General features: G+C 40.5%; 5 protein-coding genes. 3 read left to right on the top strand and 2 right to left on the bottom strand.

Features of this window, described 5'->3' with window-relative positions:
• Nucleotides 1-553: 553 nt before the first annotated feature.
• The gene (locus SFV55_RS28160; RefSeq protein WP_320032930.1) at nucleotides 554-1,165 is read left to right on the top strand and encodes a hypothetical protein; all 612 of its coding nucleotides are present in this window, start codon (nucleotides 554-556) and stop codon (nucleotides 1,163-1,165) included.
• Nucleotides 1,166-1,193: 28 nt separating this feature from the next.
• Here SFV55_RS28160 and SFV55_RS28155 read toward each other — a convergent pair whose 3' ends face one another.
• Nucleotides 1,194-1,931 carry a helix-turn-helix domain-containing protein gene (locus SFV55_RS28155; protein WP_320032929.1) on the bottom strand — a complete coding sequence of 246 codons (738 nt, stop codon included), beginning with the start codon at nucleotides 1,929-1,931 and terminating at the stop codon, nucleotides 1,194-1,196.
• An 83-nt stretch (nucleotides 1,932-2,014) separates the two neighbouring features.
• Here SFV55_RS28155 and SFV55_RS28150 point away from each other — a divergent pair, with 83 nt between their 5' ends.
• The gene (locus SFV55_RS28150; RefSeq protein ID WP_320032928.1) at nucleotides 2,015-4,276 is read left to right on the top strand and encodes a hypothetical protein; all 2,262 of its coding nucleotides are present in this window, start codon (nucleotides 2,015-2,017) and stop codon (nucleotides 4,274-4,276) included.
• A 47-nt stretch (nucleotides 4,277-4,323) separates the two neighbouring features.
• Here SFV55_RS28150 and SFV55_RS28145 read toward each other — a convergent pair whose 3' ends face one another.
• Nucleotides 4,324-5,562 carry an N-acetylmuramoyl-L-alanine amidase gene (locus SFV55_RS28145; RefSeq protein WP_320032927.1) on the bottom strand — a complete coding sequence of 413 codons (1,239 nt, stop codon included), beginning with the start codon at nucleotides 5,560-5,562 and terminating at the stop codon, nucleotides 4,324-4,326.
• A gap of 75 nt (nucleotides 5,563-5,637) precedes the next feature.
• Between SFV55_RS28145 and SFV55_RS28140 the strand changes: the two genes are divergently transcribed.
• Nucleotides 5,638-6,303 (top strand): heme exporter protein CcmB, encoded by a 666-nt coding sequence (locus SFV55_RS28140; RefSeq protein WP_320032926.1) that lies wholly within the window; start codon nucleotides 5,638-5,640, stop codon nucleotides 6,301-6,303.
• Nucleotide 6,304 lies beyond the last annotated feature (1 nt).

Genomic DNA, 6,304 nt, shown 5'->3' with positions numbered 1-6,304 from the left:
AGTAACTGTCACATTGTAGCAACCACAATTTTGAGCAGTTAAATTGGTACCGAAAACCAAGCTAGCCAAAACCACCAAGCACGCGCTTGCTGTTTTGGTCATCCAGCTAGTAAAGGTCGTTTGTTTCATAAGAAAATGATTAAAAAAATTTGGTTATATAAGCTTAATACAAAAGGTCAACGTTCAGCAATTAGCACATACTGTCGCAATATCTGTTTTGCAATAAAAGAACCATCAGGAGTGAAAAAGGCACTCCTAGATTGTGGGGGTAGAACGCTGAAACCTATGTATCCCGAATGGTAGGGAGGCGAGGTTTCGATTTGACATGAGCAAAAAAAAATGGAATCCTAGCAATGTTCCGCAAAAATATTGAACATACTGGAACTAGACTAATCTGGAGCTGAAAAATTTTTTACTTTTTTACTTTGCTGTTTTTTGTTTTTGCAAAAATCTCATTTTTAACCCTTTAATATATGGTGTTTGATTTGAATGAAGAAATTTGCAAGCAGATACTTGAACCGATTGTTCCAAATTTCACCTAAAATAGATTTCTTTGCGCGAAGAAATTGAGATAATGAGAACCTATACCGCCTTCTTTTGCTTAGTGATTTTGTTGACAGCCTGTAATTCAAGAGGAAATGAAAAGCAGAATATAGAATCAACGAATGGAGATGCCGTTGAAATGGACGCCTTATTTGACATGGAAAAGGTCCCTGGAACAAATAACCATATCGCCATAAAAAAGGATGCAAGTGGTAAGGTATTGGAAGAAGGCATTACAGACGCTAAAGGTCTCAAAATCGGAACCTGGGTTATTTTTCAGGGAGAAGGGGGGTATCCGGCTAAAATTGCAAGTTACGTAAATGGTAAATACAATGGCCCTTATCTTGAATTTGATGGATTTGGACAAATTTCACTTAGTGCAAGCTATAAGAATAATCAGTTGCACGGTAAGGTAGCAAAATTTACGAATGGGAATTTAACCCAAGAGTCCACTTATAAAGATGGTGTATTGGACGGAATTTACAGGGAATACAACAGAAGCGGGGGAATCCAGAAAGAAATTAGCTATGAAGGTGGCAAATTGGATGGCCCATTTCGGTATTATGATGAAAATGGAAAAATAAACCTGGAATACAATTATAAGAATGGCAAGCAGCAATAAATTTTGGCAGAAAACAGCTCAAAACGAATTATCTATTGAACAGTACAAAGTCTTTCGGCGTAAAACCAGTTACTTCTTTAAAAACTTTGTAAAAAGTCGATTTATTTTTAAAACCACATTGTAGGGCGATGCCATATAAAGTAAGGTTGCTAAAGGAGTCTTTAACAATCTTGTGCTTTGCTTCTTTAACCCGGTACAAATTGATAAATTGCTGAAAATTCATGCCAGCTTGATGGTTGACAACCTGGGACAAATATTTGGTGTTTGTATTCAATCGGTCGGCTACTGTCTTTAGACAAAGTTGCGGATCTAGATACAACCTTTCAGTTTCCAATATTTGTTTGAGTTGATCATATAGCTTTATTTCATCAATGCTACGTAGGCTACTCGACCGGTATTTTTCACTCAAATTCATCAAAGGAATGTTGAATTCATCGGCAACAACGTTGCCATCAACTTCAAATGCTATAAAATGGATAAGCTCCTGATTGCGATCAAATACGGGATGGATAACCAGTTTGCACAAATAAGGTTCTCCATTTTTTCGATAGTTGGTCAATTGATCCCGAAATGGAACTCTTTGTTGAATGGATTTCCGAATCCGTTCAATAACTTCCGCTTCGGTATTAGGGCCCTGGAGCATTTTACCCGGATTGCGCCCAATAGCTTCACCTAGGCTATATCCCGTAATAGCTGTAAAATCATCATTAACCCAAATGATCCGTTGTTGAGGATCCGTCAATACCACCGCGATGTTAGGTATCATTTTTTTTATTCAATCTTGGTTTAGTACTATATTTGGCTCAAAAGTAAAACAATGTTGCTGCAAGTTGTAAAATCTATTGCAAAATGATGCTAAGACCAAGCGCAATTGAACTAAATCCCAAACAGGCCCAAGCCTGGCAAGTGATACTCAGTCAACCCCAGATTGAAATTAAAGGGTGGACTATTCTAGAACAGTTACATTTTGTGGAGCAACTTGCCCTTAATGCACTGGTCTACGGTGAAAAATGCCTAATACTGAACATTGACACTGAACACGTAAAATTAATCAAAACCAAGCTTGAAAAAGATCAATTGGCAGATTATTGTATCTGGAATGTAGCTTCAGCAGCATTAAATAAACATTTATTACGCGATATCCATGCCCAAATGGGACCAAAGAGGAAAATTTCCTCCCCCAATAAAACAATCGGCTTTGATCTCGCGCTAGACAAATTGGAGCGGCTCCAACTACGCCTAAACAAAACGTACCAGGCAGTGCGCAAACCAGTTTTCGGAAATCTGAACTGGCCTGCTCTGCTAGGCTTATATTGGAGCAATCAGACTCAGATGAATAGTGGCGCCTTGAATATTTCTTTGCTTCAGGATACTTATGATTTTAATTTTGAGGAATACCAAAAGCTTTTGTCTATGATTCAGGAAGCTCAATCTTTGTATCATTTGGTTCAAAGATTAGACCATCCTTTACAACAGTTGAATGCTCAAATTTTCCTGAAAAAAGATGAAAAAACTGCGGAACGTTTTAGTCAGGAAAAGTTGGGGGCCTACCAGGCAAGGTTTGGTACTTTGGCGCAGAAATACAATCAGCACATTGATGACTATGGACGCTTATTACGTCAATATTTTGAGCAATATACCCAGGAATTTTTACACGAGACAGATCAATTGCTAGATCAAATCAAAGACAACACAAGCAAATATGGGGAGCCTTTTTTGAATGCAAAACTGGGTAAAATCAAATGGTATAGGCCTCTTTCTGCTCAAGGAAAATCTGCAATTGGAGCATACAAGAAACTGATTCAGGCTTACGAAGCACTTAAACAGAAGTTTGAGCGCTTAGCTTGGTTTACTTTTGCCTGGCCTACTCCAAACGAAACGCGATCGATTGCTCCTCTTAAACAAGCCTTGGAATCTTTTGGGAACACTTTAAAAAGTGGGCATCATGGACTGGGGCAATTTATTCAGGAAGAACAATTGCGCCTGAACGCAAAGTCCGTATTGCCAGGTTTGGTGTCAAAAGTTCAAATTGCCGAGCTTGAAGAGGAAATGGATGAGTTGTTGGCTGAATTCAACACAACAGAAGTGTTAGACCACAGGTTGGATAACAAAATGCTAACCCTCCACAAACGAAAGCAATATTTGGGGCAGGTGCAGCAACAACTGGCCAATTTACAGCAAAACATGTCTGATTTTGTGGCCTTTTATAACTGGCAACGTTTTTGGTTGCAACGCACAGCATTGGAACAAAACCTACTAAAAGCCCTTGCAGAAAACAGCCTGGATACATGGCTCGGCGCTTTCCAAAACTGGTACATTTATCAAGTGCTCCTCCGAACAAAAAGTATTGATGTGCCTTTAGGTGCTCCGCCTTTAAAAGAATACTACCAATCCTGGCTGGAATGTAAAGCATCCATGCCTGAGCAGATAAATCGCGTTTGGCAACAAAAAAAGACAATCCTGCAAAAAAATAGTAGAGGGATCAAAATTTCCTCCAAAAACGAGACTGAACTTTTGACCCAAGCTGAGCTTGAAACATACACAGATTTATTTCCAATACTTTGCTTTGGGGCCGAATTTGACACTGAAATAATGCCTCAGCTGAGTTCTACTATTTTTGACTGGGTGGTTGTTTGGACAACTACCAGCCATACCTCCAATCAACTCAGTAGCTACTCAAATTTGGGAAAAAAGCTGATCGTCTTCAGTTCAGATCAAGAGATAGGAGCAAGAAAAACTGAAGAGGACCCCAATATTGAACTAGAAAATGGCATAAATTTTTTCTGGTCGAATTTTCGGGCTGGAATTCACCCCTACTTTGGAACGGATAGGTTAAAACAAACGCTCAGGCTTGACAATGGGCTAATTCTACCCCTTGCTTTCGAAAAAGACCAACAAGAAGAGCGAGAAATCGCTTTTCTAGGCGATGGTTTTTTGAGCCAAATGGAAGCTACGGATTATGCATGGGAGTGGCAACAACAGGAACAACTTAAGCAGGAAGCTTGGGAATTAATCCCGGTTTGGTCAGCAGCATGTTGGCAGAATTTGCCTGCAGAATGCCGAAAAATTGCTGCACAAATCATAAGTTTGGAAAAACAAAAAAGCAAGTAAAGTACCTTAGTAGTGGGGCAAAATGAACATGTATTTTTTATCGCCCCTTATTGCCCGGCTAGCCCTTCAAATAACCATTTGGCCAGGGCTTCACGATTGCTTTCCAGCACAATCCGTTGCTGATCCAGCGCATTTTGAATATTACCCAATTCCAGGTAAATACCAACTGGTTTGCATTCGCGCAGCATGTGCAGGTTGCGAGTACTAACCGAGCCTTGATAGCGACCATTTTTGCGATAAATCTGGTATTTGTTTTTAATGGATTGATGCAAATTCAGGGCTAGTTTTTTGCTGGTTTCGCTGGTAGATTGATAGTACAAAAACAAGTCAACTTGTTTCTTTCCTCTGGAATCAACATGGATACTGATGGTAAATTGTTGGGTAATACCAGCCTTCCGATTTTGCTCATACAATTGATTGATGATGTTGGAGCGTTGGTGCAATCGATCGGCGTGCCCTGTTTTTATCCGCTGTCCTCCCCATACTTCTTCATCTTTGTCACATTTGAGCACAGTCCCACCTCGAATGCCATCGTTTGGGTCGCGAGTGATCATGTAAGTGGTAGCTCCGTGCTCAATGAGCTTGCGGCAAAGGCGTAAAGAAACATCGTAGGCATATTCATCTTCGCACAAGTCGTAGCCGCCATAACGGCCAATTGCCCCGGGATCAATACCTCCATGTCCGGCATCGATGTAATAAATCCTACCTTGCAATCGACTGCTCAACTGAGGCGTATAAGCGTATGTTTCTCCAAAAATGGGAAATTTGCGTTTGCCTGGGTTACTCAATTTTTGAAAACCCGGATCAACCCGCTCATTTTCTGGCAATGGAGTTTTGCCCGTTTGATTGGTAGATACCGTTGTTTTGGACTCTGTTGCTGTACAATTATTTAAAGCATGATGGGGCACCCAGAGTAACCTATCTTCTCTGAATGCTTTTGCTTTAAGCCCTTTGCTTGCCATTAAGGTATTGTAGATTTCAATTCCCTTGGCTACATCGAAATTGCTGATCCCCAGAGAACTGCGAATGGATTTGCCATCAAAAGCCCTGATTTGAATGGGTAAGAAGTATTTTTTTCCCTTGATCAAGCTATTTTTTAGCGTAACCTTGTTCAGCTCACAAAATTTATCGAGGTTACAGCGGTATTTGTCCAAATCATACCTACGCAGGATTGAAAGTATGCCATCACCAGCTTGAGGAACAACAGTAAGGTAATCTGGTGCAACGAATGGTTTAGCCGCAGGCGTCAGTAAGCTGGAAAGCAGGACAAACAAAAAAAAAGGCATCCTTTCGATTTTTCGTGATGAAAAGAAGCTTACAAATGTATAACTTATTTCCCACACGTTCCTAAATTTGCTGCCATGAACTTTTTTAAGCAAATCAGCATCCTACTCCGCAAGGAACTTGTCTTGGAACTAAGGATGGGTTATGCCATCAGTGGCATCCTATTGTATGTAGTGTCTACGGTATTCATTGTGTATGCTGCATTTTTTCAGGGAGTGAATAGTCCAATGCTTTGGGTCACCTTATTTTGGATCATTATGCTGTTTGCTTCGGTCAACGCCATTGTCAAAAGTTTTGTGCAAGAAAACGGCGCACGGCAGTTGTATTATTACGGGTTATTGGATCCTCTTGCTGTAATCGTCTCCAAGATGATTTACAACATTTCTTTGCTGCTGTTTCTGAGTCTGCTGACCTGGGCCGCCCTCGCTTTTATAGTTGGCAACAAAGTGGAAGAATTTTCTGCATTCCTGCTGGCCCTCTTTTTAGGTAGCACAGGTTTTTCGATATTGTTTACCTTCGTGGCAGCCATTTCTTCTAAAGCCGACAATAATTCAACCCTCCTGGCCATTTTAAGCTTCCCTTTGGTCATCCCAATTTTGATGACCTTAATTAAACTTTCAGTGGGTGCAACCGGGATGTTGGAAGACACCGGGGCCATAAAGGACATTGGTATTTTGGTGGCAATCGACTTGGTATTGGCAGGCTTAACCCTGGTTTTATACCCTTTTTTGTGGAGAGACTAAA

The sequence above is a fragment of the Haliscomenobacter sp. genome (assembly GCF_033763495.1).
In the GTDB taxonomy this organism is placed as follows: Bacteria; Bacteroidota; Bacteroidia; order Chitinophagales; family Saprospiraceae; genus Haliscomenobacter.
This window is presented reverse-complemented; position numbering and strand designations above follow the sequence as displayed.